Source organism: Streptomyces sp. NPDC054047 (genome assembly GCF_055585065.1).
The window spans coordinates 45,988-69,900 of record NZ_JBVJKV010000018.1 but is presented as its reverse complement, the minus strand read 5'-3'; the positions used below and the strand labels follow the sequence as shown (position 1 = coordinate 69,900).

Sequence of the window (23,913 nt, the reverse complement as noted above, 5' to 3'; positions counted from 1 at the left end):
AGCTCCGGGAGCCCCCGCCGACGCGACACCCCACTATGCCCTTGAGATGGGGGACGAATGACGGCGGGGTCGTGAAGGTTTCCGGCGACCCCGCCGTCGTACATCAGGCGATTACCGGGCGGCTACTGGTCGGCGAACTTCTTGCTGACCGCGCCGTAGATGCCCTTGGCTTCCTTGCCGAGCCGCGGTCCGGCCAGCCAGCCGGCCGTCACCGGGCCGATGGAGGTGTTGGAGACCAGGGCGGGCTCGCCCTGCGAACCCTGGGCGACCCAGCCGCCGCCGGACGAACCGCCGGTCATCGTGCAGCCGATGCGGTACATCGTCGGGTCGGGCTTGCTGATCGAGAGCCGGCCCGGCTTGTCAGCGCACTGGAACGCCTTCTGGCCGTCGAACGGCGGAGCCGCCGGGTAGCCGGTCGCCGTCATGTCGGCGATCTGGGGCACGGCCGGGGCGTTGAAGTCCACCGGGAGCGCCGAACCGACCTGCTCCTCGAGGGACTGGCCCTCACTGCCCTTCTCGGGCGTCACGTGGATGACCGCGAAGTCGTACGGCGCGCCGGCGCCGCCCGTCGGGCCGCCCTTCTCGATCCACTGGTCGGAGGTCTGTGCCCAGTCACCCCACCAGACGCCGTGCGGAGCCACCTCTTCCTTGGGGGCGTTCTCCAACTCGGCGGCCGACTTGCCGCCGTTGTTGTACGAGGGCACGAAGGCGATGTTGCGGTACCAGCCGCCGTCGGCGCCGGCGTGCACGCAGTGACCCGCGGTCCACACCATGTTGGACTTGCCCGGGTGCGCCGGGTCCTTCACGACGGTGGCCGAACAGACCATCGAGCCCTCGGGGCCGTCGAAGAACAGCTTGCCCGAGGCGGGGGCGCTGGCGTCGTACGGCGTCTTCAGGGCCGCCGCCTCCACCGGCTCGGGCGTCGGGTCGGTCACGCCCTGGTCACCGGAGATGTCGTTGTCCTCGACACCGCGGTCGGGGTTCTTGTCCGCGTCCCGCATGCGGTCCGAGTCCCACAGACCGTCGATGATCGGGTTGACGTAGTCGCCGGCCTCGCGGAGCCAGTCGTCCTTGTCCCAGTTCTTCCAGGCCCCGTCCTTCCACTTGTCCAGGTCGATGCCGTGCTCCTTGAGCCGGTCCTGGATGTCCTGGGGGATCTTGACCTTGCCGTCGTCGTTGCCGTTGTCGGCGGGCTGGGAGGCGGACGGCTCGTCGCCCGCGTTGTCCTCGCTCGGGCCACAGGCCGTCGCGGTCAGAACGAGCGCCGCGCCGATGGCGACAGCCGCCGCCACGGGGGAGGTTCTGCCGCGGGCACTCCTCCCACGACGATCGGTCTTGAGCGGACGTATGGGTCGCATAGAGAGATTCCCCCTGGGCTTCGAGATCGTTCACATGCCGGACACCGCGTGCCGCACGGCGCGTCGGCCACCGTGCTTCCGTGGCGCTGCACACCCTGCCGCGGATGAACGGCACCTCACACTATGCCGGTGCCGTAGGGGACTGCCGACGGAACGGCAACGGTTCCGTCACGGCAAGGATCTTCCGATCACCCGTGTTTCTCCGCAGCTCCCGTCGTTGGTACGTACGGGGGACTGGCGGCCTGCGTTCATCTCCCCTGCCAACTCGTCGGCGCGCTCGCCCAGATCGAGTGGGAAGCGCCCATTCCCAGCGGGAGGACCAACAGTCGTGGCCGTGACCGAGCCGGCACCCGCGGCGGTTTCCGCGGCGCACTCCGCAGCACACGAGGGGATCCTGCGACGCCAGTCGGCGCGCGAGTCGGCGGCGCGCACCTATGCGCGCGCCCTGCCGATCGTGCCGGTACGGGCGCGCGGTCTGACTATCGAGGGCGCCGACGGACAGCGCTACCTCGACTGCCTCTCGGGCGCGGGGACCCTGGCCCTCGGGCACAACCATCCGGTCGTGCTCGAAGCGATCAGAAAGGTCCTCGACTCGGGGGCGCCGCTGCACGTCCTCGACCTGGCCACGCCGGTCAAGGACGCCTTCACCACCGAGCTGTTCCGCACGCTGCCCCGCGGACTCGCGGACCGCGCGCGGATCCAGTTCTGCGGCCCCGCCGGCACCGACGCGGTGGAGGCCGCGCTCAAACTCGTGCGTACGGCGACCGGGCGCGACGGCATGCTCGCCTTCACCGGCGCCTACCACGGGATGACGGCGGGGGCGCTCGAAGCATCCGGTGGCGCACAGGACGTACGCGTGGCGCGCCTGCCCTACCCGCAGGACTACCGCTGCCCGTTCGGCATCGGCGGCGCGGACGGCGCCGAACTCGCGGCCCGCTGGACCGAGAGCCTCCTCGACGACCCCAAGTCCGGCGTACCGCATCCGGCCGGGATGATCCTCGAACCGGTGCAGGGCGAGGGCGGTGTGATTCCCGCCCCCGCCGACTGGCTGCGCCGGATGCGCGAGATCACCGCCGCACGCTCGATCCCGCTCATCGCGGACGAGGTCCAGACCGGCGTCGGGCGCACCGGCACCTTCTGGGCCGTCGAGCACAGCGGCATCGTCCCGGATGTGATGGTGCTCTCCAAGGCGATCGGCGGCAGTCTGCCGCTGGCCGTCGTGGTCTACCGCGACGACCTCGACGTCTGGCCGCCCGGCGCCCACGCGGGCACGTTCCGCGGCAACCAGCTCGCCATGGCGGCCGGTTCGGCCACCCTCGCGTACGTCCGTGAGAACGGCCTCGCGGAACGCGCGGGAGTCCTGGGCGCCCGCATGCTCGCCCAACTGCGGTCCCTGGCCGCCGAGCATCCCTGCGTCGGCGACGTCCGGGGCAGCGGCCTGATGATCGGCGTCGAACTCGTGGACCCGGGCGGCGCGGACCAACTCGGCATCTCAGATGGCCTTTCGGCCGCTATCTCAGGTGGCACGTCGAGCGGCGTACCGGCTGAGCGCCATATGCCCGCTGGACCCGCCGTGCCTGCCAAATCGGCCGCGCCTGCCAAATCGGCCGGGCCGTCTGAATCCGCCGGGTCTACGGGGCCCGTCAGTTTCCTGGGCCGCTCTCCGCGGCCGCTTCCTCCAGCACCCGAACTCGCCGCCGCGGTGCAGCGGGAATGCCTGAGCCGCGGACTCATCGTCGAGCTGGGCGGACGCCACTCCAGCGTCGTACGTCTCCTTCCTCCTCTCACCATCACGGACGAGCAGGCGACCGCGATCTTGGACCGCCTCGCCGAGGCGATCTCCGCGGCAGCGCGCCCGCACTACGCATAGCCACGGCGGACCCCGGCCGTCCCGCGGGCGGCCAAGAGACATCAGCACAGCTCCGACCCGTCGCCCCGGAGCCCGAACGACCCCACAAGGAAGCCCTCTTGAACGCCACCCCCGCATCCGAAGGCCCACCCCAACCTCACGTCCCAGGCGCGTGCGGCAAGCGATCCGCGCTGGTGGCGGAGGCCGGTACGGTCCCCCGGCAGAAGGAAGGCGGGCGGGCCGAGCAGCTGCGAGGCGCGACCGCCGACCTCCTGGATCACCCGGATCCGCACACCGCCGCGCAGGTGGCGGCCATCGAGAACCTCCTGCGCTGCTGGGTGCGCGAGAACGACTTCCCGGCCCCGGAGCACGGCGCCCTGCGCATCCCGCTCGACGCCAGTGGTACCGCTCTGCTGGTCCCCGTGCACTACTGGTCGACCACCGGCTGGCACCGGTTCGGCCTCCCGTACCTGGAGGACGGTCCTCAGAGCGCACCCCCGGCCGACGCCGTCACTGTCGCCGCTCTCCTGGGCCGAGAGACGGGCCAACGCAGCGGAGCCGCTGATCCGGAGGCGCAGGCAGCGGGGTGGGCGGAAGGCTGGGCGGAAGCGCAGGGAGAGGCACAGGCAGGGGCGCAGGCAGAGGCCGCCGTGCAAGGCGAGCCCGGCCACTCCGACTCCGACTCCGGCACCAGCTCTAACACCGGCACCGGCACCGGCACCAGCTCTGGGACCGGCACCGGCAGCGGAGCCGACTCCCTCCTCGGCGCCGGCAGCGACGACGAGCGGGTCGAGGGAGGGGACCTCGTCGGCCGCGTCGCCGACTCGGTGCGGCGCACCGCGACCTTCATCGCCGACCGCCGGAACAACCCCGGTGACGAGCCCGACCTCTTCCTCGCCGCCGAACAGTCCCTGCTCCTCGGCCACCCCCTGCACCCGACGCCGAAGAGCCGCGAGGGGCTCTCCGACACCGAATCCCGGCTCTACTCACCGGAGTTGCGCGGCGCCTTCGCACTGCACTGGCTCGCCGTCGACCCCTCCGTACTCGCCGCGGACTCAGCCTGGACCGAGCGTGGCCGCACCCTCCCTGCCGAGCAGCTCACCGCCCGCCTCGCGGGCCCGGACCTGCCGCTGCCGGAAGGCCGCGCCGCCCTGCCCCTGCACCCGTGGCAGATGCGTGAGCTCAGACATCGCCCCGCGACCGCCGCGCTCCTGGAAGCCGGACTCCTCCAGGACCTCGGCTCCCACGGCGCACCGTGGTACCCGACCTCCTCCGTGCGCACCCTCTACCGCTCGGGCGCCGCAGCCATGCTGAAGCTCTCGCTCGGCCTACGCATCACCAACTCCCGTCGTGAGAATCTCCGCAAGGAACTCCACCGCGGCGTCGAGGTCCACCGGCTGCTGCGCAGCGGCCTCGCCGAGCAGTGGCAGGCGGCTCACCCGGGCTTCGACGTGATCCGCGACCCGGCCTGGCTCGCCGTGACCGGCCCCGACGGCGCGCCCGTCCCCGGGCTCGACGTCATGATCCGGCACAATCCCTTCGGCCCCGGCGACGACGTCACCTGCATCGCGGGACTCGTCTCGCCCCGACCGTCCCCGCAGTCCACCGGGCATGACCGCGCCCCGATGCGCTCCCGGCTCGGCGAGATCGTCACCCGCCTCGCCGGACGGACGGGCCGCCCCCGGGGAGCCGTCGCCACGGAGTGGTTCCTGCGCTACCTGGAGAACGTCGTACGCCCCGTGCTGTGGCTGGACAGCGAGGCAGGTGTCGCCCTGGAGGCCCACCAGCAGAACACGCTCCTGCTGCTCGACCCCGACGGTTGGCCGGTGGGCGGCCGCTACCGCGACAACCAGGGCTACTACTTCCGCGAGTCCCGCCGCGCCGAACTCGACCGAAGGCTCCCCGGCATCGGCGAGCACAGCGACACGTTCGTCTCCGACGAGGTGGCGGACGAGCGCTTCGCCTACTACCTCGGCATCAACAACGTCCTTGGCCTCATCGGAGCGCTGGGCGCCCAGCGTCTGGCCGACGAGAAGCTGTTGCTCGCCGGGTTCCGCCGCTTCCTCGGCGACGTCGTCTCCGGTCCCGCTCCGCTGCGTTCGCCGCTGCCCGCTCTGCTTCTCGACTCACCCGTGCTGCGCTGCAAGGCCAATCTGCTGACCCGGCTGCGCGGGCTCGACGAGCTCGTGGGCCCCGTCGACACCCAGTCCGTCTACGTCTCCATCGCCAACCCCCTTCATTCCTGAGGAACATGACCGACCCTTTCTGAGAGGAGCGACGCCGTGCCTCCGCCTCCCCCCGATGCGAGCACCGACGCCGGAACCGAGACCACCCCCGAGTCCGCCACCGAGTCCTCCACCGTCGGCAGGGCCGATCGGGCCGACCAGACCGAACGGGCAGACCGGGCCGACGTCCAGGACACCCTGGACCTACGTCTCCCGGACGAGCTCATCGCCCTGTTCGGCGCGAGCGGCGAGACGCGCACGGCAGCCTCTGCCCAGACACCGGCACCGACGGCCGCCTCGTCGGCCGAGGATCTGCTGGACCACGTCGCCGACTGGGGCCCCGCGACCACCTCTGCCGGTGTCTTTCAACTCGTCCCTGTGCGCATCGAACGCGATCTCCCTCTCATCAGCCGGTGGATGAACGACCCCGCCGTAGCGGCGTTCTGGGAACTGGCCGGTCCCGATGCCGTCACGGAGGCGCATCTGCGCGACCAGTTCGACGGCGACGGCCGCAGCGTCCCCTGCCTCGGTGTTCTGGACGGCACGCCGATGAGCTACTGGGAGGTCTACCGCGCGGACCTCGACGCCCTGGCCCGCCATTACCCGGCCCGCCCGCACGACACCGGTCTTCACCTCCTCATCGGCGGTGTCGCCGACCGCGGCCGGGGGCTCGGCACCTCGCTGCTGAGAGCCGTCGCCGACCTTGTGCTCGACCGTCGCGCCGCATGCGCACGCGTCATCGCAGAACCCGACCTGCGCAACACCCCCTCCGTCTCCGCGTTTTTGAGCGCCGGCTTCCGCTTTGCCGCCGAGGTGGATCTCCCCGACAAGCGCGCGGCGCTCATGGTCCGTGACCGGGCCCTGCGCGCAGTGCTATGACCCCGTCACTCTTGGTACACCGCTCGACCTGATCCGGTTCCCTCCCTGAGGAGTCCCCGTGCCGAATCCGTCCGTTCCCCCGACGTCCCGAGAACCGTCCGCTCTCCATGACCCGCCCGAGCTGACCCCGGACAGATGGGCGAGGGCGGGGCGCCGCCTCCTCGCGAAAATGGTCGGCGAGTTCGCCTATGAAGAGATCATCGAGCCCGCCCCCACCGGACCGCCGGGCGACACGGACAGCTACAGCATCCGCCTCGATGCCGATGCCGATGCCGATGCCGATGCCGATGGCGATAGCGCCGGCGACGATGGGGACAGAGGCAGAGACAGAGACGCAAACGGGTACGGGAACCACCCACAGGACGAGCGACCGGCGGCCCCCCGTCTCCTCTTCCGCGCCCGCCGCGGCTCGTACGGCAGCTGGCACGTCGACCCCGCCAGCCTGGCCCTGGCCGAGGGTGAGGGACCACCGCGCCCCTTCGACGACCCTCTCCGCTTCCTCACCCGCGCCCGCCGCACCCTGGGCATCGACGGCGCCACGCTCGGCCACCTCATCCGCGAGCTGACCGTCACGCTCTCCGCCGACGCCCGGCTCGACCGGACCGCCCTCACCGCGGCACAGCTGGCCGACCTCGGCTACGCGGAACTCGAAGGGCATCAGACCGGCCACCCCTGGCTCGTCCTCAACAAGGGCCGCATCGGGTTCTCCGCCAGTGACACCGCCCGCTGGGCCCCCGAGGCCCGCCTCAGCGCGCGGCTTCCCTGGATCGCGGTCCACACCGACCTCGCCGCCTACCGAGGCGTCTCCGGCCTGGACACCGCGGAGCGGCTCTACGCACGCGAACTCACCCCCGCCACCAGGGAGTCCTTCGCGGGCATACTCAGGGCACGCGGCCTCGACCCGCACGCCTACCTCTACCTGCCGGTGCACCCGTGGCAATGGGACGACGTCGTCCTGCCCCTCTTCGCCCCTTCCGTCGCCGCCGGAACGATCGTGCCGCTCACCACCGACAGCGATCTGCGACTGCCCCAGCAGTCCATTCGTACGTTCCTGAATGTGTCCCGCCCCGACCGGCACACCGTGAAGCTGCCGCTCTCGGTCCTCAACACCCTGGTGTGGCGCGGGCTGCCGACCGAGCGCACCCTGGCCGCCCCCGCCGTCACCGCCTGGATGCACGCCCTGCGCGACGCCGACCCCTTCCTGCGCGACGAATGCCGGGTGATCCTGCTCGGCGAGGTCGCGTCGGTGACCGTCGCGCACCCGCTGTACGACGGCCTTCCCGAGGTCCCGTACCAGTACAAGGAACTGCTCGGTGCCATCTGGCGCGAACCGATCAGCCGGTATCTCGCTCCCGATGAGCGCGCCCGCACGCTCGCCTCCTTGTTGCACACCGACCCGCACGGCAGGGCCTTCGTCGCCGAGCTGGTCGAGCGCTCGCGCCTCACCCCTGAGGTCTGGCTGCGCCATCTCTTCTCCGCGCTGCTGCCGCCGCTCCTTCAGTTCCTCTACCGGTACGGCACCGTGTTCTCCCCTCACGGGGAGAACGCCATCGTCGTCTTCGACGACAACGACGTACCCGTCCGGCTCGCGGTGAAGGATTTCGTCGACGACGTCAACGTCAGCGCCGAGGCGCTTCCGGAGCACACGTCGATGCCGGACGACGTAAGGGACGTACTGCTCACCGAACGCCCCGACTTCCTCACGCAGTTCATCCATTCCGGGCTCTTCGTGGGCGTCTTCCGCTATCTCGCCCCGCTCTGCCACGAGCAGTTGGGCGTCCCGGAGAGCGACTTCTGGTCGCTCGTCCGCGCGGAGATCCTCCGCCATCAGGCGCGTGCCCCGCGGCTCAAGGAGCGGTACGAGATGTTCGACCTGCTCGCCCCGCGCATCGAGCGGCTGTGCCTCAACCGCAACCGGCTCCACCTGGACGGCTACCGGGACCGCCCCGAACGCCCGCACGCCGCCGTGCACGGGAGCGTGCCGAACCCCCTCCATCAGCCTTGATCGAGGGATTGTCAGTGGAGACCCGTAGGGTGGTCGCGCTATGACAAAGCCCTCCCTTCCCGAGCTCCTGCACGCCGCCGTCACCGCTGTCGGCGGCACAGAGCGCCCTGGCCAGGTGACGATGGCCGAGACCGTCGCCGAGGCGATCGACGACGGCTCCCACCTGCTGATCCAGGCCGGCACCGGCACGGGCAAGTCCCTCGGCTATCTGGTGCCCGCCCTCGCGCACGGCGAGCGCGTGGTGGTCGCGACCGCCACGCTGGCGCTGCAGCGCCAGCTCGTGGAGCGCGACCTGCCGCGGACGGTGGACGCCCTGCATCCGCTGCTGCGCCGCCGCCCCCAGTTCGCCATGCTCAAGGGCCGCTCGAACTACCTGTGCCTGCACCGCCTCCACGAGGGAGTGCCGCAGGAAGAGGAGGAGGGCCCCGGCCTCTTCGACCAGTTCGAGGCCGCCGCCCCCACCAGCAAGCTCGGCCAGGACCTGCTGCGGATGCGCGACTGGGCGGACGAGACCGAGACCGGTGACCGGGACAACCTCACTCCCGGGGTCTCCGACCGTGCCTGGTCCCAGGTGTCCGTCTCCTCCAGGGAATGCCTGGGAGCGACGAAGTGCGCGTACGGAGCGGAGTGCTTCGCCGAGGCCGCGCGCGAGCGGGCCAAGCTCTCCGAGGTCGTCGTCACCAATCACGCGCTCCTTGCGATCGATGCCATCGAGGGTGCCCCGGTCCTTCCCCAGCACGAAGTGCTGATCGTGGACGAGGCCCATGAGCTGGTCTCCCGCGTCACCGGCGTCGCCACCGGCGAGCTCACTCCGGGCCAGGTCAACCGCGCGGTGCGCCGAGCGTCCAAGCTCGTCAACGAGAAGGTCGCCGACCAGCTCCAGACCGCGTCCGAGGGCTTCGAGCGCGTGATGGAGCTGGCTCTCCCCGGCCGTCTCGAGGAGGTCCCGGAGGACCTCGGGTACGCACTGATGGCCCTGCGCGACGCCGCCCGCACGGTGATCTCGGCGCTCGGCTCCACCCGCGACAAGTCGGTCCAGGACGAGGACGCCGTACGCAAGCAGGCCCTCGCGTCCGTCGAGTCGATCCACGACGTGGCGGAGCGCATCGCGAACGGCTCCGAGTGGGACGTCGTCTGGTACGAGCGCCATGACCGCTTCGGAGCCTCGCTGCGCGTGGCGCCTATGTCCGTCTCGGGCCTGCTCCGGGAGAAGCTCTTCAGCGACCGCTCGGTGGTTCTGACGTCGGCCACCCTCAAGCTCGGCGGCGACTTCAACGGAGTGGGAGCCTCCCTGGGGCTCGCCCCCGAGGGCACCGAGTCCGAGGACGCCCCGGTGTGGAAGGGCCTCGACGTCGGCTCACCCTTCGACTACCGCAAGCAGGGGATCCTGTACGTCGCCAAGCACCTGGCCCGGCCGGGCCGCGAGGGCACGCGCAGCGACATGATCGACGAACTGGCCGAGCTGATCGAGGCGGCAGGCGGGCGCACGCTCGGTCTGTTCTCGTCCATGCGCGCCGCTCAGAACGCCGCCGAAGAGCTCCGCGAGCGGCTCGACGTGCCGATCCTGCTCCAGGGCGAGGAGACGCTGGGCGAGCTGATCAAGAACTTCGCGGCGGACCCGCAGACCTGCCTGTTCGGGACGCTTTCCTTGTGGCAGGGCGTCGATGTGCCGGGTGCCAGCTGCCAGCTGGTGGTCATGGACAAGATCCCTTTCCCTCGCCCGGACGACCCGCTGATGAGCGCCCGCCAGAAGGCGGTGGAGGACGCCGGTGGCAACGGCTTCATGGCGATCGCCGCGACCCACGCGGCGCTCCTGATGGCGCAGGGTGCGGGACGGCTCGTGCGGGCCTCCGCGGACCGCGGAGTGGTCGCCGTCCTGGACCCGCGGCTCGCGACCGCCCGCTACGGCAGCTATCTGAAGGCCTCGCTGCCGGACTTCTGGTACACGACGGACCGCAATCAGGCGCGGCGCTCGCTGGCCGCGATCGACGCGGCGGCGAAGGCCACGGTCACGATCAAGGACGCCGACGAGGACACCGCCACGGACACAGGCGAGGACGAGGCCGGCGAGGAGTAGGCGCGGACCGGCCCGGAAGCAGCAGGGCCGGTACGCGGTAGGCCTTCGGACGCAGCAGGTCCGGAAGCAGTGCCACCGGACACAGCAGCCCCCCGAGACACAGAAGCCCCCGGGACACAGCAGGGCCCCGGAACCGGCGCAGTTGGTTCCGGGGCCCGGTCAGGGGCGGAGGCTCACACCCGCCGCAGCACCGCCACGACCTTGCCGAGGATCGTCGCCTCGTCACCGGGGATGGGCTGGTACGCGGAGTTGTGAGGCAGCAACCACACGTGTCCGTCCTCGCGCTTGAACCGCTTGACCGTCGCCTCGCCGTCCAGCATGGCGGCCACGATGTCGCCGTTCTCGGCGACTGGCTGGCGGCGGACCGTCACCCAGTCGCCGTCACAGATAGCGGCCTCGATCATTGAGTCGCCGACGACCTTGAGGACGAACAGCTCACCGTCACCGACCAGCTGCCGGGGGAGCGGGAAGACGTCCTCCACCGACTCCTCGGCGAGGATCGGGCCACCGGCGGCGATGCGGCCGACCAGCGGCACGTACGAAGCGGCGGGCTTGCCTGCCGTGTCCGTGGGCTGGCTGCTCGGCTGGTCCGAGCCACGCACCTCGTACGCACGCGGGCGGTGCGGGTCACGGCGCAGGAAGCCCTTGCGCTCCAGGGCCATCAGCTGATGGGCCACCGATGAGGTGCTGGAGAGGCCTACCGCCTGGCCGATCTCCCGCATGGACGGCGGGTAGCCCCGCCGCTGCACCGAGTCCCTGATGACCTCGATGACCCGGCGCTGCCGGTCCGTGAGCCCCGAGCTGTCGGCGCGGATTCCAGGAGGTCGGCCCGGTAGGGAGCGTGTGGGCTTGGGGCCCTCCTGGTTCGTGCTTGCGTCATTCATGGCATGCACCGGCTCGAGTCGGCTCTGGCGGTCCTGGGCAGTGATGGTGGCGCTGTCTGCGGTGGTGGTCACGTCTGTCGGCCCCTCTCGAGATGTTCTCCCTAGTTAGCCAACGGTAGTTGCTTTCGAAAGGTTGCGCCAAACACACGTTCGAGTGAAAAATCGCAGAAGGCCTGCCGTGATCATGCGTCTGGGTGTATGGCTAACGTTCGAGCCGAATGGCATTTCGGTTCATTACGGTACGCTTCACCGCCGGGGTCGTGACCCCCTCAGTGGGGCTCCCATACTGCCACTGGTTGCGCGGTCAACCTGGCACCGCCCCCCTTCCCGTGCGGCGCGCGAGGCGGGCTCGTATCGTTCGCGGAGGGCCGCGAGTACGCGACACGCGATGGCGTCGGATTTACGGCCAAACCCCAGATCTAGTGGTTGGATTGCAACCACAGCCCAGAAGTTGTGGTCCCCGGTCTTTTCAGGCCTCGGGCATCGCCTATGCTGGGGGCTGCTTCGAGGGCCTCATGGGCCTGTTGAGGCCTACGAGTCGTGTCATGAAGGAGGGTTGGGAGTTCCATGCACTGCCCCTTCTGCAGGCACCCCGACAGTCGCGTGGTCGACAGTCGCACCACCGATGACGGCACGTCGATCCGCAGGCGCCGTCAGTGCCCCGACTGCTCCCGTCGTTTCACGACGGTGGAGACGTGTTCGCTGATGGTGGTCAAGCGCAGCGGCGTGACCGAGCCTTTCAGTCGTACGAAGGTGATCAACGGCGTACGCAAGGCGTGCCAGGGGCGTCCGGTGACCGAGGACGCCCTCGCCCAGCTCGGCCAGCGGGTCGAGGAGGCGGTGCGGGCCACCGGAAGCGCCGAGCTGACCACGCACGACGTGGGTCTGGCCATACTCGGTCCGCTGCAGGAGCTGGACCTCGTGGCCTACCTGCGCTTCGCGTCCGTGTATCGGGCGTTCGACTCGCTCGAGGACTTCGAGGCTGCCATCGGGGAGCTGAGGGACCAGCGGGAAAAGCGGCTCGACGACGAGCCGCAGGGCGCCGGCGGCGAGCGCGGCGCGAAAGACTGCGGGCCCGGAGGGACTGTCGAAGTCCCGGTGCCCGCCACTGCCGCCGACTGACCGGCTGAACGGCCGACGGCGGCACACACAGACCTGTTGCGGTGACCTTCGCGGGTTTTCGCGGCACCAGACAACACCGTGTCACGGGAAGAACGTGGCACTTCAGGGCGTTTTAGCCTGATACAGGGAGGCGGCATGACCGAGACGACGAGCGGCCCGGCACGAGGTTCCCGCGCCAAGGGATCCAAGGCCAGCAAGGGTCTGCGTATCGAGCGCATCCATACGACGCCCGGCGTGCATCCGTACGACGAGGTGGTCTGGGAGCGCCGAGACGTCGTCATGACCAACTGGCGCGACGGCTCGGTCAACTTCGAGCAGCGTGGCGTCGAGTTCCCCGACTTCTGGTCGGTGAACGCGGTCAACATCGTCACCAGCAAGTACTTCCGCGGGGCCGTTGGCACCCCGCAGCGCGAGACCGGCCTCAAGCAGCTGATCGACCGCATCGTGAAGACCTACCGGAAGGCCGGCGAGGACTACAGCTACTTCGCCTCGCCCGCCGACGCCGAGATCTTCGAGCACGAGCTGGCGTATGCCCTCCTGCACCAGATCTTCAGCTTCAACTCGCCGGTCTGGTTCAACGTCGGCACGCCCCAGCCGCAGCAGGTCTCCGCCTGCTTCATCCTGGCCGTGGACGACTCCATGGACTCGATCCTGGACTGGTACAAGGAAGAGGGGATGATCTTCAAGGGCGGCTCCGGCGCCGGCCTGAACCTCTCCCGCATCCGTTCCTCCAAGGAACTGCTCTCCTCCGGAGGCAACGCCTCGGGACCGGTCTCCTTCATGCGCGGTGCCGACGCGTCCGCGGGAACCATCAAGTCGGGTGGCGCCACGCGCCGCGCGGCCAAGATGGTCATCCTCGACGTCGACCACCCCGACATCGAGGGCTTCATCGAGACCAAGGTGAAGGAAGAGGAGAAGATCCGCGCCCTGCGTGACGCGGGCTTCGACATGGACCTGGGCGGCGACGACATCACGTCCGTCCAGTACCAGAACGCCAACAACTCGGTCCGTGTGAACGACACGTTCATGAAGGCGGTCGAGGAGGGCGGCAAGTTCGGTCTGACGTCCCGCATGACGGGCGACGTCATCGAGGAGGTCGACGCCAAGTCGCTCTTCCGCAAGATGGCCGAGGCCGCCTGGGCCTGTGCCGACCCCGGCATCCAGTACGACGACACCATCAACGCCTGGCACACCTGCCCGGAGTCCGGCCGCATCAACGGCTCGAACCCGTGCAGCGAGTACATGCACCTGGACAACACGTCCTGCAACCTCGCCTCGCTGAACCTGATGAAGTTCCTCAAGGACGACGGCCTGGGCACGCAGTCCTTCGACGCCGAGCGCTTCTCCAAGGTCGTCGAGCTGGTCATCACCGCGATGGACATCTCGATCTGCTTCGCGGACTTCCCGACGCAGAAGATCGGCGAGAACACCCGCGCCTTCCGCCAGCTGGGCATCGGCTACGCCAACCTCGGCGCCCTGCTGATGGCCACCGGTCACGCGTACGACTCCGACGGCGGCCGCTCCCTGGCCGGCGCCATCACCTCCCTGATGACGGGTCGGTCGTACAAGCGTTCCGCCGAGCTCGCCGCGGTCGTCGGCCCGTACGACGGCTACGCCAAGAACGCGACCCCGCACAAGCGCGTCATGAAGCAGCACTCCGACGCCAACGCCACGGCGCCCCGCGTCGACGACCTGGACACGCCGATCTGGGCCGCCGCCACGGAGGCCTGGCAGGACGTGCTGCGCCTCGGCGAGAAGAACGGTTTCCGTAACTCCCAGGCGTCCGTCATCGCCCCGACCGGCACCATCGGTCTCGCGATGTCCTGCGACACCACGGGCCTGGAGCCCGACCTCGCCCTGGTCAAGTTCAAGAAGCTCGTCGGCGGCGGCTCGATGCAGATCGTCAACGGCACCGTGCCGCAGGCCCTGCGTCGCCTGGGTTACCAGGAGGAGCAGATCGAGGCGATCGTCGCCCACATCGCCGACCATGGCAATGTGATCGACGCCCCCGGTCTGAAGCCCGAGCACTACGAGGTCTTCGACTGCGCGATGGGCGAGCGTTCCATCTCCGCGATGGGGCACGTCCGGATGATGGCGGCCATCCAGCCGTGGATCTCCGGCGCGCTCTCCAAGACGGTGAACCTCCCCGAGACGGCCACTGTCGAGGACGTCGAAGAGGTCTACTACGAGGCGTGGAAGATGGGCGTCAAGGCGCTCGCCATCTACCGCGACAACTGCAAGGTCGGCCAGCCCCTCTCCGCCAAGAAGAAGGGCGACGGGAACGCCGAGGTCACCGAGAAGGCCGAGGACACGATCCGTGCCGCGGTCGAGAAGGTGGTCGAGTACCGCCCCGTCCGCAAGCGCCTTCCCAAGGGCCGCCCGGGGATCACCACCTCCTTCACCGTGGGTGGCGCCGAGGGCTACATGACCGCCAACTCCTACCCGGACGACGGTCTCGGCGAGGTCTTCCTGAAGATGTCCAAGCAGGGCTCGACCCTCGCGGGCATGATGGACGCCTTCTCGATCGCCGTCTCCGTAGGCCTGCAGTACGGCGTTCCGCTGGAGACGTACGTCTCGAAGTTCACGAACATGCGCTTCGAGCCGGCCGGCATGACGGACGACCCGGACGTGCGGATGGCGCAGTCGATCGTCGACTACATCTTCCGCCGCCTGGCGCTGGACTTCCTGCCCTTCGAGACCCGCTCCGCGCTCGGCATCCACTCCGCCGAGGAGCGTCAGCGGCACCTGGAGACCGGTTCGTACGAGCCGTCCCTGGACGAGTCCGAGGTCGACGTCGAGGGCCTGGCCCAGTCCGCCCCGCGGCAGCCCGAGGTCCTGAAGTCGGTCGCCGTGCCGAAGGTCGAGGCCGAGAAGCCCGCTCCGCAGCAGGCGCACACCAGCGCCGAGCTCGTGGAGATGCAGCTGGGCATCCAGGCCGACGCGCCGCTGTGCTTCTCCTGCGGGACGAAGATGCAGCGGGCCGGCTCCTGCTACATCTGCGAGGGCTGCGGCTCGACCAGCGGTTGCAGCTGATTCCCGTACTGAGCGGGAGCTCCGGGCACTAGCCGGGAGCGAAGCCTGAACGCCAAGGGCGGTGGTGCCGAGAAATCGGCACCACCGCCCTTGGCGTTTCCCGCCGCGCCACGTCCTCGTTCCCGGGCGCGTCCGTCCTCAGAACTCGGTGCCCATCACCGCCGCGAACGACGTCGGATCGGCTTCGAACCCGCGGATGATCTCGCGGAAGGACCAAGCCCCCGATGCGTCCCGGGTGAACTCGGCGATCGTGGCGGCCGTGTGCCCGGAGACCGTGGAGAGGTCGCTCTGCGCGAGGTCGGTGTAGCCCTCGCGGATGCGCACCGCAGTGTTCGGGATGTCGCCGAACACCTTGGGCTCCTCGTGGGGCTGTATGGCCACCCCGACCACCACGCGCGCGTACGAGGCCGCGAGACGGTCGAGCTCCAGGGTCATGACCTCGTCGAAGCCGAAGCCCTGACCCGTCTTGCTGTCCCTGTTGAGGGTGATCGTCCCGTCGGGGGCGCGGCTGTCGAAGTGCACCAGATACACCGGGCTGTCGTACGGAGCGTGTGCCAAGTACGTCGCGGCGATGATGTCGAGATCATGGGGAGGCGTGCCGGCAGGGCTCGGATCCCATTTGAGCCCCACCTCGACCTTCTTGATCCCCTTGCTGACACTGCTCACAGAGTTCCCCCTCCTCGTAGTCCCGGCTGACGCCTACGCACCAGTCATGTCCGCACGACGTGTCCTACAGACACGCTACGACGAATGAGTGACATCGCTGAAGTTTCCTGGTCAGTAAGGCTGTTGGGCCGCCGCGGGCAGGTCTGGTGGCGGGCGTACGCGGGCGCGTAGATCATGGGCCCATGGCATGGAACGGGGAAGAACTGGACATCGAGGCCTACTTGGCCAGGCTCGGCCACGAAGGAGAGGCGAAGCCCGACTTCGACACGCTCCGTGCGCTCCACCGGGCGCATGTGGCGGCGATCCCCTTCGAGAACCTGGAGACGATGCTCGGCCGGCCCGTACCGCTGGATCTGCCGGCGCTGCAGGACAAGCTCGTGCGGCGGCGCAGGGGCGGCTACTGCTACGAGCAGAACCTCCTGTTCGCGGCGGCTCTGGACCGGATCGGTTTCGCCGTCAAGGGGCTCGGCGCCCGGGTCAGGGCGGGTGCCTCGTCGCGTCGCGCGGTGACGCACATGCTCCTGAGGGTCGAGGCGGACGGGCGCCAGTGGCACTGTGACGTCGGTTTCGGCGCCGAAGGGCTGCTCGAACCGATCCCCATGGGGGACGAGGGCGACGTGGAGCAGGACGTACGACAAGGAGAGTGGCGGTTCGGGATCGTCCAGGAATCAAACGGTGCGCGGGTGTTGCGGACCGAGGAGGCGGACGGCTGGTTCGATCTCTACGAATACACACTGGAAGAACGCCTTCCCGTCGACTACGTAGTGATGAACCACTACACATCGACCCACCCCATGTCCTCATTCATCCGCCGCCCGGTGATCCAGAGGGCGGCTCCGGAGGCGCGCCGCACCTTGATCGGCGCGCGCCTGACGGTGGCGCGACCGGACGGCACTTCGGACGAACGCGGCGTATCCACCCAGGAGTTGGGGGAAGTGCTCGACCGTGAGTTCGGTATTGAACTGAACGCCGACGACCGCGCCGAGCTGATCCGGATGCACTACGCCGGAGCGTGACCCGCGCCACGCTCCGCGCCGTACGATGGCGCGGTGCTGGTCAAGTGGATTCGCTGCACCGTGGTGGACCGACGGGGGTTCGAGCGGGGACAGCGAAAGTGGGCGGGGCTTCTGGGGGAGCCGGGGTTCCGGGGACAGGGTGGAGGGTGGAGTCGGGAGCGGCCGGGTGTGGCACACGTTTTCGCCTTCTGGGAGAGCCGGGCCTTCTACGACTCCTTCATGGCACGCTCCCACGACCGGCTTGCCGCCACGCAGTCAGGCACCTTCAAGGACATCCAGAGCAAGCTCTTCGACCACCGTTTCGACGTGAAGACGGGCTTCGAGCCGCGCTTCGCGGACGCCGACGTGGTGCGGGTGGCGCACTGCCGGGTCCACGAGGCGCGGGTCGAGCACTTCGCGTTGATGCAGGAGAAGGTCTGGAACCCGGCGATGGCGGGCTCTCCGGGAATGGTGCGCGGGCTCTTCGGGGAGGCGCCCGGACATGAGTTCCTCGTCCTGTCGATGTGGCTGTCGGCCGCCGAGCACGGCAAGTACCGAAGAGAACGCGTGGAGCGCCTCTCGCTGCGCGCCCAGACGGAGGCCGATGTCGCGGCGCTGGCCGGTGACATCGTGGAACTGGAGCCGTCGTGGACGGTGTGAGGCCGCGCGGGGGTGACCTGCTGCGGCGTCGGCGCGGGTGACAGTGCGGCTGGGGGAGCGGGTGGCGGCCGTATACGCCGGATGGAGCCCGGACGGCGGACCGGTTGAGCCCTGTGGGAAGGGCCGATCTAGTGTTTCCGTATGGCACGTCCGCGGCGCATCTTCCTTGTCCGGCACGGCGAGTCGGACGGAAACGCCGACGACACCGTGTACGAGCGTGAACCCGACCACGCGCTGGCGCTCACCGAGAAGGGGTGGCGGCAGGCGGACGAGACGGGCGCGCGGCTGCGGGACGCCGTCGGCTCGGAACGGGTGAGCGTGTACGTCTCGCCCTATCGCCGTACGCATGAGACCTTCCGCGCCCTGCGGCTCGACCCCGACCTCGTACGGGTGCGCGAGGAGCCGCGGCTGCGGGAGCAGGACTGGGGAAACTGGCAGGACAGGGACGACGTCAAGCTGCAGAAGGCCTACCGCGACGCGTACGGACACTTCTTCTACCGCTTCGCCCAGGGTGAATCGGGAGCCGACGTGTACGACAGGGTGGGGGCGTTCCTGGAGAGCCTGTACCGGAGCTTCGAGGCTCCGGACCATCCGCCGAACGTCCTTCTCGTCACCCACGGCCTGACCATGCGGCTGTTCTGCATGCGCTGGTTCCACTGGTCGGTGGCGGACTTCGAGTCCCTTTCCAACCCCGGGAACGGCGAGATGCGGACGCTGGTGCTCGGCGACGACGGCAAGTACACCCTGGACCGGCCCTTCGAACGCTGGCGCGAACCCGAACCGTACGGCGTCACCGGATAGAGTGGCAGGGCGATGACCGCTGACTCCTCTCCCGACCGGCGCCTGGCCCGCGCTCTGGCCAGCCTGCGTGGACTGGCGGTGGGGGACGCACTGGGCTCTCAGTTCTTCGTGCCCGCCAACTACCCGCTGCTGAAGCGCCGGGAAGCGCCCCCAGGCCCCTGGCAGTGGACCGACGACACCGAGATGGCCTGCTCCGTGGTCGCGGTCCTGGTCCGGCACGACCGGATCGACCAGGACGCGCTCGCCCTCTCCTTCGCCCAGCACCATGACTTCGACCGCGGCTACGGCCCTGCCGTGAACCGGCTGCTCAGGCAGGTCCGGGAGGGCGGGGACTGGCGGGAGCTGGCCTCCGCGCTCTTCAAGGGGCAGGGCTCCTGGGGCAACGGCGCGGCCATGCGGATCGCGCCGCTCGGCGCCTGGTACGCGGACGATCCGGAGCAGGCGACGCACCAGGCGGAGATCTCCGCCTACCCCACGCATCAGCACCGTGAGGCGGTCGTGGGAGCCATGGCGGTGGCCGCCGCCGCGGCGCTCGCCGCCGATCCCGCGGGGCCGCCCGCGCCGAAGGCGCTGCTGGACGGCGTCATCGACCTCGTGCCCCGCAGCGCCGTGGGAGCGGGGCTGCGCAGGGCCCGCGACATGCTCGACTACGGGGATGCGGCGACGGTCGCCGCGGTCCTCGGCTGTGGCCGTCGTACGACCGCCCATGACACGGTGCCGTTCGCACTGTGGTCGGCCGCTCGCGGCCTTGGCTCCTATGAGCAGGCCATCTGGTCCACCGCACAGGTGGGCGGCGACATGGACACGACCTGCGCCATCGTGGGCGGAGTGATCGGCTCCGGTGAGGGCGGGACGCCCTCCGGCGAGTGGCTGGAACGGACCGAGGCGTTGCCCGACTGGGTGCCGGTCGCGGGGGGCTGACTTCGGGGTTGCGGGGGGCTGGCTTCGGGGTTCCGAAGTCCTGGCGCCTCGGCGGTCCGGGGTTCAGGGGCTCGTGGTTCCGGCGTGTCTGTCACGGTCATGCCACAGCGTGGGCGATGCGGGGGCCGCCACCGGCCTCGCGGCTACTCTTACGGCCAGGCCGCGAGTTGATCATGACTTGCGCGTCCTCAACGAGATGCCGGTCGCCCGGCGGCCCCGCCACGCGTGCGTGCCGTCTGCTGCACGTGCGGACCGGCCGGGAGGGGGTCCCGTGTCCGATTCACCGTCCACGCCTGAGCCATCAGATGTGGCAGATCCACCAAATGATGTGGCGGAGCCACCCAGCAGCGGTGTCGCGGAGCCACCAGGAGATGTGCGGAGAGATCCGCTCAGGGAGCCACGAGCAGACAGCCACGCCGAGGCGCCTGAGGCCGCTGAGGAGCCCGAAGAGCCCGAGGAGCCCGAGGACGCCGTGCCCGCCCCGCGCGCCGCGGAGGGGAGCCCAGAGCCTCGTAGCGACTGGGCGTACCCGGCGGGCGGCTACGAGCACGAGCCGTTCCTGGCCGATCTGCGCTCCGACCCGCCCGCCCCGGTCCGCACCGGCACGCTCGGCGCGGTGTTCGCGACCGGCCTGCTGAGCATGCTGCTGCTCGGTGACGGGCTCGCGCTCAATCTGCTGATCGTGGCGGTGCCTGCCGCGCTCGCCGCGTACTTCGCCGCCGAACAGGCCGGTCGCAGTCCGCGCCCCTGGACACTGGTCTGGGCGGTCGGTGGCCTCGTGCTGCTGGCCGTGCCCGCGCTGCGGGACGCGGGCTGGCCCTCGTTCCTCGCCGTCGTCTCCGCCGTCGCGCTCGGCTCGCTCGCCCTGCACGGCTGCCGCACCTGGCCCGGCATCCTGCTCGCCCCGCTCGGCCTCTTCGACGCGGTGCTCTCCGGCGTGGGCTGGGCCTGGCGCGGGATGCGGGGCCGCGCGAGCGGGTCCCGGAGCGGGCCCGTGCTGCGGGCGGGCGGGGTGACCGCCGTGCTGCTGCTGGTCTTCGGCGCGCTGTTCGCCGGGGCCGACGCCGCCTTCGCGGGGCTGCTCGGCGATCTGATGCCCGATGCCTCCGTCTCCGACGGGCCCTGGCGTGTGCTGCTCTTCGCGGTCGGTGTCGTCGGAGCGCTCGCCGCGGCGCACACCGCTGCCGCGCCCGTGCGCTGGGACCGGCTCGTCGTGGGTCCCGGCCGGGAGCGGGGCCGCGTCGAGTGGGCGCTGCCGCTGATCGTCCTGAACCTGCTGTTCGCGGCGTTCAACGTGGTGCAGCTTGCCGTGCTCTTCGGTGGCTACGACGCGGTCCTCGAGAAGACGGACCTCTCGTACGCCGCGTATGCGCGCCAGGGCTTCTGGCAGCTGCTGCTCGCCACGCTGCTCACCCTGGTCGTCATCGTCCTCGCCCTGCGCTGGGCGCCGCGTGACGGGTCGCGCGACCGCGGTCTGGTGCGCGCCGTGCTCGGCACGCTGTGCGCCCTCACGCTCGTCGTCGTGGCGTCGGCGGTGCGGCGCATGGACATGTACGTCGACGCCTACGGCCTGACCCGGCTGAGGGTGTCGGTCGTGGCCGTGGAGCTCTGGCTCGGCCTGGTCGTCGTGCTGATCATGGCGGCCGGGGTGTGGGGCGCCCGGTGGCTGCCGCGCGCCGTCGCCGCGAGTGCCGCGGCCGGAGTGCTCGCCTTCGGGCTCCTCTCGCCCGACGGACTCATCGCCGAGCGCAACGTCCAGCGCTACGAGGACACCGGGAAGTTCGACCTGGAGTACGCGCGCGGGCTGTCCGCCGATGCCGCACCGGCCGTCGACGGGCTGAAGGAGCCCCTGCGCTCCTGCGTCCTTGAGGGCATCGCGAACGGCCTCGGAGCCGAGCGTGGGCCCTGGTACGCCACCAGCCTGGGGGAGGCGCGGGCCCGGGAGATCATCGAGAAGCGTCCGCTGATGGCGTCCGTGGCGGGTTGCGAGGATGCCGGCGAGGAGACCTCGTACCGCTGAGGTGCGCTTCGGCCGACGTCCGCCGGGCCGTTCACGGCGGCGAGGGGGCCCGCCCTCGCCGCCGTGAACGGCCCGGCATGTTCGTACGTCCCTGCCGATGGCGCCGTGAGCCGCACGCTGGACCCACCGCGCTCACCGTGTCGAGCACCGTGATCAGGATGGACAGGTCGAGCGAACCGCCCGCCTGACGCGTCGCGTTGAGCAGCCCGGATGCCGCGCCCGCCTCGTACCGGGCCACTCCGGAGACGGCCGTCAATGTAGGGGGCACGAAGCCAGGGAGGCGGGACGTCGCAATCGCGCCACCTACGCGCTGCGGGGCCCGCACCGTCAGCAACTACCGGGGTTCCTGGGCGAATCCGCCCAGGAACGAGGCGCGGGCAAAGAACAGGACGCCGGCCATGAAGCCCCGGCGGCGGCCGAGGATGATGTCACCGGTGCGTGCGGTCACAGAGAAGCGGCAGGCCGTTCTCGCGGCCCGGATTCGCTCTCCGTGCCGTGCTTCACGAGTGCGACACGGTGTCGGCCGAGCGGTTCCACGGAGTGATCTCCGACGCAGGTATCGGGCCGAGCGTGGAGCTGATCAAGGAGGTCGTACGCCGTGGAGTCGAGCGCGGAGAGGCGCGCGCCGAGGTCATGCATCCCTGCGTGCGCGACGTCATTCCGGCGATGACGATATAGCGCTCCGAGGTGTGCGGGAGCGAATGGAGAGGCGAGGATGTCGCCGAACTGATCGATCAGTTCATGGTTCCGCTGCTCCGTCGGTAGGCCTGGGTGTCGCGGGTGGCATCCGGCGGCGTACGCTGTCTGGCGCCATGCCGTACGAACCACCCACCCACACCGTCGAGCGCTCCCTTCGCGCTACCACCGGAGCGAAGATCGTTGCCGGGGTCGACGAAGTCGGGCGCGGAGCGTGGGCGGGACCGGTCACCGTCTGTGCGGCGATCACGGGACTGCGCAGGCCGCCCGAAGGGCTCACCGACTCCAAGCTGATCACTCCCAAGCGGCGCGCGACGCTCGCCGGGGAGCTGGAGAGCTGGGTCACGGCCTACGCACTGGGGCATTCCTCGCCCGAGGAGATCGACGGCATGGGGATGACCGCCGCGCTGCGGCTCGCCGCGGTGCGCGCCCTGGAGGCCCTTCCGGTGCGTCCGGAAGCCGTGATCCTCGACGGGAAGCACGACTATCTCGGGACTCCTTGGCAGGTTCGTACGGTGATCAAGGGCGACCAATCCTGTGTGGCCGTCGCTGCGGCTTCGGTGATCGCCAAGGTTCGGCGCGACAAAATGATGGCCGAACTGGGTATCGAACATGCAGACTTCGGTTTTGCGGCCAACGCCGGTTATCCGTCGCCGGTGCACAAGGCCGCGCTGGCGGAGCGGGGGCCCACCCCGTACCACCGGATGTCGTGGGCGTATCTTGATGCGTTGCCCCAGTGGCGGCACCTCAAGAAGGCCCGCAGCTGGGCGGAAGAAAGCGTTCCGCAGATCGAGGGCCAGCTCGGCTTCGATTTCTGACGCTTTCAGCAGTTCCAACTCGCACTCATGTGCCACCCGCTGATGCCCCGCGCATCGGCATTTGATAGACAACAACGCATGCCTCTCAGTCCCGAGGAGCCTCAGATTCACGAGAGTGCCCAGGGTCCCCGCGTGACCCCGGCCAGTGGCCGCATCACGCCGACCCCCCGCCCCGTACCCGGCCCGCGTCCCGCGGCTGCGCCGCGTCCAGGCCGACCGGGCCCCGCCCGGCCGACGCCGCCGGCACAGCGCACGTCGCGTGAGCCGGCCGCCAAGCCCGGGCTGCCCGCCCCGGCTGCTTCCGGACCTTCCACCGCTTCCGTCGCTCCCGCTGGTTCGCCCGCGGGTTCCGCCGCGGACGCGGGTGCTTCGGTTCCGCAGATCCAGCTGATCCCGGCCTCCGTCGAGGGGGCGCTCGACGCCGCCGAGGAAGCCGTCGACCTGCTGCTCGACTCGGGCCGCGCTCCGGGTGAGGTCCTGGTGATCACCACCGGCGACCCGCACCCGTGGGCCACCCACGAGCTGTCGTTCGGCGAGGCCTCCTACTGGGCTCAGCACGACGCGGGTGACGACGTCTTCTACGCCGACGCCGCCGCCCTGGACCGTGCCGTGTCCCGCCCCGTGGTCGTCGTCGCCGTCAACGGCGGCAGCGAGGAGATCGCGGTCGGCGCCCTGCCGACGGCGCTCACCCGGGCCGGAGCCCTGCTGATCGTCTGCGGTGACCCGCGGCGGATCAACGCGATGCTGGGCGCGGGCGTCTGACGTTCGCTGTCCGGCACCTGACCTCTGGCTTCCGCTGTCCGACCTCCGTGGTCCGGCAGCCTTGCCGAGGCCGGGTGTCGGGTGGTCGGCGTCGGGTGTCCGGTGTCCGTGGCATGGCCGGTTGAGCCCGGAGCTGTGTGCG

Annotated in this window: 19 protein-coding genes; 15 read left to right on the top strand and 4 right to left on the bottom strand. The window is 70.2% G+C overall.

Annotated elements, in window-relative coordinates; translation table 11 throughout:
- Positions 1 to 122: 122 nt before the first annotated feature.
- Complete coding sequence (locus ACZ6ZP_RS41070) at positions 123 to 1,358, bottom strand: trypsin-like serine peptidase (protein WP_361468270.1); 1,236 nt, start codon at positions 1,356 to 1,358, stop codon at positions 123 to 125.
- A 328-nt stretch (positions 1,359 to 1,686) separates the two neighbouring features.
- On the opposite strand from ACZ6ZP_RS41070, the gene ACZ6ZP_RS41065 reads away from it, so the two are divergent.
- The 5 genes from ACZ6ZP_RS41065 (at position 1,687) to ACZ6ZP_RS41045 (ending at position 10,393) form a co-directional block, all read left to right on the top strand.
- A complete protein-coding gene (locus ACZ6ZP_RS41065; protein WP_469410432.1) occupies positions 1,687 to 3,228 on the top strand; it encodes a diaminobutyrate--2-oxoglutarate transaminase family protein in 1,542 nt (513 codons plus the stop codon).
- Between the two features lie 98 nt (positions 3,229 to 3,326).
- Positions 3,327 to 5,453 carry an IucA/IucC family protein gene (locus ACZ6ZP_RS41060; RefSeq protein ID WP_469410431.1) on the top strand — a complete coding sequence of 709 codons (2,127 nt, stop codon included), beginning with the start codon at positions 3,327 to 3,329 and terminating at the stop codon, positions 5,451 to 5,453.
- A 36-nt stretch (positions 5,454 to 5,489) separates the two neighbouring features.
- Entirely contained in the window at positions 5,490 to 6,311 is an 822-nt protein-coding gene (locus ACZ6ZP_RS41055) for a GNAT family N-acetyltransferase (protein ID WP_469410430.1), read from the top strand.
- Between the two features lie 58 nt (positions 6,312 to 6,369).
- Complete coding sequence (locus ACZ6ZP_RS41050) at positions 6,370 to 8,316, top strand: IucA/IucC family protein (protein ID WP_469410429.1); 1,947 nt, start codon at positions 6,370 to 6,372, stop codon at positions 8,314 to 8,316.
- A gap of 40 nt (positions 8,317 to 8,356) precedes the next feature.
- Positions 8,357 to 10,393 carry an ATP-dependent DNA helicase gene (locus ACZ6ZP_RS41045; protein ID WP_351173554.1) on the top strand — a complete coding sequence of 679 codons (2,037 nt, stop codon included), beginning with the start codon at positions 8,357 to 8,359 and terminating at the stop codon, positions 10,391 to 10,393.
- A gap of 173 nt (positions 10,394 to 10,566) precedes the next feature.
- Here the strand turns inward: ACZ6ZP_RS41045 and lexA are convergent, their stop codons facing one another.
- The gene (gene lexA / locus ACZ6ZP_RS41040) at positions 10,567 to 11,349 is read right to left on the bottom strand and encodes a transcriptional repressor LexA (protein ID WP_249587324.1); all 783 of its coding nucleotides are present in this window, start codon (positions 11,347 to 11,349) and stop codon (positions 10,567 to 10,569) included.
- Between the two features lie 495 nt (positions 11,350 to 11,844).
- On the opposite strand from lexA, the gene nrdR reads away from it, so the two are divergent.
- The gene (nrdR, locus tag ACZ6ZP_RS41035) at positions 11,845 to 12,399 is read left to right on the top strand and encodes a transcriptional regulator NrdR (RefSeq protein ID WP_351173557.1); all 555 of its coding nucleotides are present in this window, start codon (positions 11,845 to 11,847) and stop codon (positions 12,397 to 12,399) included.
- Between the two features lie 135 nt (positions 12,400 to 12,534).
- The gene (locus ACZ6ZP_RS41030) at positions 12,535 to 15,432 is read left to right on the top strand and encodes a vitamin B12-dependent ribonucleotide reductase (RefSeq protein WP_351173560.1); all 2,898 of its coding nucleotides are present in this window, start codon (positions 12,535 to 12,537) and stop codon (positions 15,430 to 15,432) included.
- A gap of 138 nt (positions 15,433 to 15,570) precedes the next feature.
- Here the strand turns inward: ACZ6ZP_RS41030 and ACZ6ZP_RS41025 are convergent, their stop codons facing one another.
- Positions 15,571 to 16,098: a TerD family protein gene (locus ACZ6ZP_RS41025; RefSeq protein WP_361468256.1), complete on the bottom strand. Its 528-nt coding sequence runs from the start codon at positions 16,096 to 16,098 to the stop codon at positions 15,571 to 15,573.
- 182 nt (positions 16,099 to 16,280) lie between these two features.
- On the opposite strand from ACZ6ZP_RS41025, the gene ACZ6ZP_RS41020 reads away from it, so the two are divergent.
- From ACZ6ZP_RS41020 to ACZ6ZP_RS41000, 5 genes are all read left to right on the top strand, one after another.
- Positions 16,281 to 17,114, top strand: a complete 834-nt coding sequence (locus tag ACZ6ZP_RS41020; RefSeq protein WP_469410428.1) for an arylamine N-acetyltransferase family protein — start codon at positions 16,281 to 16,283, stop codon at positions 17,112 to 17,114.
- 33 nt (positions 17,115 to 17,147) lie between these two features.
- Positions 17,148 to 17,753 (top strand): YdbC family protein, encoded by a 606-nt coding sequence (locus ACZ6ZP_RS41015; RefSeq protein ID WP_351173569.1) that lies wholly within the window; start codon positions 17,148 to 17,150, stop codon positions 17,751 to 17,753.
- 141 nt (positions 17,754 to 17,894) lie between these two features.
- Entirely contained in the window at positions 17,895 to 18,554 is a 660-nt protein-coding gene (locus ACZ6ZP_RS41010) for a histidine phosphatase family protein (protein WP_351173571.1), read from the top strand.
- Between the two features lie 12 nt (positions 18,555 to 18,566).
- On the top strand, positions 18,567 to 19,475 hold the full coding sequence (locus ACZ6ZP_RS41005; protein ID WP_351173574.1) for an ADP-ribosylglycohydrolase family protein: 909 nt from the start codon (positions 18,567 to 18,569) through the stop codon (positions 19,473 to 19,475).
- Between the two features lie 196 nt (positions 19,476 to 19,671).
- A complete protein-coding gene (locus tag ACZ6ZP_RS41000; protein ID WP_469410445.1) occupies positions 19,672 to 21,495 on the top strand; it encodes a DUF4153 domain-containing protein in 1,824 nt (607 codons plus the stop codon).
- A gap of 31 nt (positions 21,496 to 21,526) precedes the next feature.
- On the opposite strand, the gene ACZ6ZP_RS40995 is transcribed toward ACZ6ZP_RS41000, so the two are convergent.
- On the bottom strand, positions 21,527 to 21,763 hold the full coding sequence (locus ACZ6ZP_RS40995; RefSeq protein WP_469410446.1) for a hypothetical protein: 237 nt from the start codon (positions 21,761 to 21,763) through the stop codon (positions 21,527 to 21,529).
- Between the two features lie 227 nt (positions 21,764 to 21,990).
- Between ACZ6ZP_RS40995 and ACZ6ZP_RS40990 the strand changes: the two genes are divergently transcribed.
- From ACZ6ZP_RS40990 to ACZ6ZP_RS40980, 3 genes are all read left to right on the top strand, one after another.
- The gene (locus ACZ6ZP_RS40990; RefSeq protein ID WP_469410427.1) at positions 21,991 to 22,173 is read left to right on the top strand and encodes a TetR family transcriptional regulator C-terminal domain-containing protein; all 183 of its coding nucleotides are present in this window, start codon (positions 21,991 to 21,993) and stop codon (positions 22,171 to 22,173) included.
- 134 nt (positions 22,174 to 22,307) lie between these two features.
- Entirely contained in the window at positions 22,308 to 23,009 is a 702-nt protein-coding gene (locus ACZ6ZP_RS40985; RefSeq protein WP_469410426.1) for a ribonuclease HII, read from the top strand.
- A 78-nt stretch (positions 23,010 to 23,087) separates the two neighbouring features.
- Entirely contained in the window at positions 23,088 to 23,771 is a 684-nt protein-coding gene (locus tag ACZ6ZP_RS40980; protein ID WP_469410425.1) for a hypothetical protein, read from the top strand.
- Positions 23,772 to 23,913: the final 142 nt, after the last annotated feature.